2 protein-coding genes are annotated in these 2359 nt (G+C 60.0%); both read left to right on the top strand.

Features of this window, described 5'->3' with window-relative positions; all coding sequences use genetic code 11:
• On the top strand, nucleotides 1-1344 hold a 1344-nt coding region (locus P3T40_RS44835; protein WP_429274078.1), incomplete at its 5' end, for a cytochrome ubiquinol oxidase subunit I.
• A 44-nt stretch (nucleotides 1345-1388) separates the two neighbouring features.
• Nucleotides 1389-2359 (top strand): cytochrome d ubiquinol oxidase subunit II (gene cydB / locus P3T40_RS44840; RefSeq protein ID WP_429274079.1); only part of this gene is annotated, 971 nt, incomplete at its 3' end.

A 2359-nucleotide genomic window follows, 5' to 3' on the forward strand; every position in this document is an offset into this window, starting at 1 on the left:
TTCCACATCCTATGGCCGATTCTAACCATCAGTCTCTCAGCCTTCCTGCTGGTGGTTGAAGTCCTCTGGGTTCGAACCAACGAAGTGGTCTGGTACCGTCACGCACGCTTCTGGAGCAAGCTTCTTGTTCTCAATTTCGCCGTGGGCGTGGTGAGCGGCATCCCAATGGAATTCCAGTTCGGTACCAACTGGGGACCGTTTTCCAACTACACCGGCGAATTCTTCGGCAACATTCTCGGCTTTGAGGGCGCCATGGCGTTCATGCTCGAAGCGGGCTTCGTCGGCATCATGATGCTCGGGTGGGAACGGGTGCCCAAAGGCGTGCACCTCTTTGCTACCGGCATGGTCGCGCTGGGCTCAACGCTCTCGGCGTTCTGGATCATGGTGGCCAACTCCTGGATGCAGACGCCCGCCGGCGTGGAAGTGGTCGACGGTAAACTGGTGGTCACCGACTACGTCAAGGCGATCTTCACTCCCGACATGCCGTGGGGCGTGTCGCATATGTGGTTCGCCGCGCTCGAAACCGGACTGGTCGTGATCGCGGGCATTTCCGCGTACTGCCTGCTGAAGCGCCGCAACCCGGAATTCTTCGTGCGCTCGTTCAAGGTCGCACTGGTGTGTCTGGCCTTCGTGGCGCCCGTCCAGATCTGGCTCGGCGATTCCAGTGGCGTCGATGTCTTCGCCACGCAGCCTGCCAAAGGCGCAGCGATTGAAGGCCACTGGCAGACCAATGCACCGGGTACCGGTGCATCCTGGTCCCTGCTCGCATGGCCGGATAAAGCCAAGCAAACCAATGACTGGTCTCTCGAAATCCCCGGACTCCTGAGCGTGCTCGGCACGCACACGCTGCACGGCCAGGTCAAGGGTCTTGCCGACATCCCGGTTGCCGACCAGCCCCCGATGATCCCCTTGCTCTATTACGCGTTCCGCGTCATGGCGGGAATCGGCTTCCTCTTCATGGGGCTGGCGTTCTGGACCGTCTTCGCAATGCGCAAGGCACGTGGCCGCCTCGACGCGCTGCTAGCCCAACGCAAATTGCTGCTGGCATGGGTCCTCGCCATTCCGCTGCCGTATATCGCTGTTGAATGCGGCTGGATCGTGCGCGAAGTCGGCCGTCAGCCGTGGGTCGTCTACGGCCTGCTTCGCACGCAACAGGCTGCCTCCAACATCCCGGCAACCGCCATCACCGGAAGCATGATCATGTTTGCCACGTTCTACGCGATCCTGATCACCTCGTTCTTCGTGTTTGCCCGCCGCTGGTTGAAGAAAGGCCCGGACCTCACGCTGATGCCCCCGGCTGAGATTACTCCGCGCAATGCCTCTCACGCCTCGATTGAATACTAGGACCGACGTCATACCCGCTTAAATTCACCCAGATAGGTACTGCAATGAATCCAGCTTCTACCGAGAGTTTATTAAGTCACGCGTGGTTCGGCCTGATCGGGTTGATGCTCGTGCTTTACGTCATCACCGACGGCTTTGACCTGGGCGTCGGCATCCTCACCCTGTTTCGCTCCAGGGAGTCCGAACGCAATCTCATGATTCAATCGATCGGCCACGTCTGGGACGCCAACGAAACATGGCTTGTCGCACTCGGAGGCGCGTTATTCGGCGCGTTTCCGTCCGCGTACTCCATGATCCTGTCCGATCTGTACGTGCCCATCATGGTGCTGATCGCGAGCATGATCATGCGTGGTGCAGCCATCGAGTTCCGGCACGCCGCGACGAGCAGCAAGCCAGTCTGGGACCGCATCTTTGGCCTGGGTAGCCTGCTCGCGGCAATCTGCCAGGGCGTGGTCCTCGGAAAGATTCTCACGGGCCTGGTGCCCGGTCATCTGCATATGAGCTTCGTCGCGGTCACCGCCATTGGCGTGGTGTCGGGATATGCATTGCTTGGCGCAACCTGGCTGGTGAAGAAGACCACCGGCAGCCTGGAACAGACCGCACGCCGCTATTCGATCATGGCCGTATTTACCACCATGGCCGCTGCGGTCATCGTCTCCGCGGGAACGCTGGTCATCAGCCCGGTCGGCATCAGCCGCTGGGACCAAAACGGCGTCTTGCATGTTCTGATTGGACTCGCTGTGCTCGCAGCTCTCGCTTTCTGCTACATCCTGTACTCGATTTTTACGGGCAGCGAGCACGGTCCCTTTGCCGGTGCATCCGTCATGTTCGTTGCGTCCTTCGCGGGTCTGGCGATCAGTCTCTTCCCGTATATTGTTCCCGGTCAGTTGACGGTGGCGGCGGCAGCGTCGGATAGTTCGACGCTCACCTTCATGCTGTTCGGAATCGGCATCGTCTTCCCGATCATGGTCGGCTACAACCTGTACCAGTACCACCTGTTCCGCGGCAAGGTCGT

It is taken from the genome of Paraburkholderia sp. EB58 (assembly GCF_050436665.1).
In the GTDB taxonomy this organism is placed as follows: domain Bacteria; phylum Pseudomonadota; class Gammaproteobacteria; order Burkholderiales; family Burkholderiaceae; genus Paraburkholderia.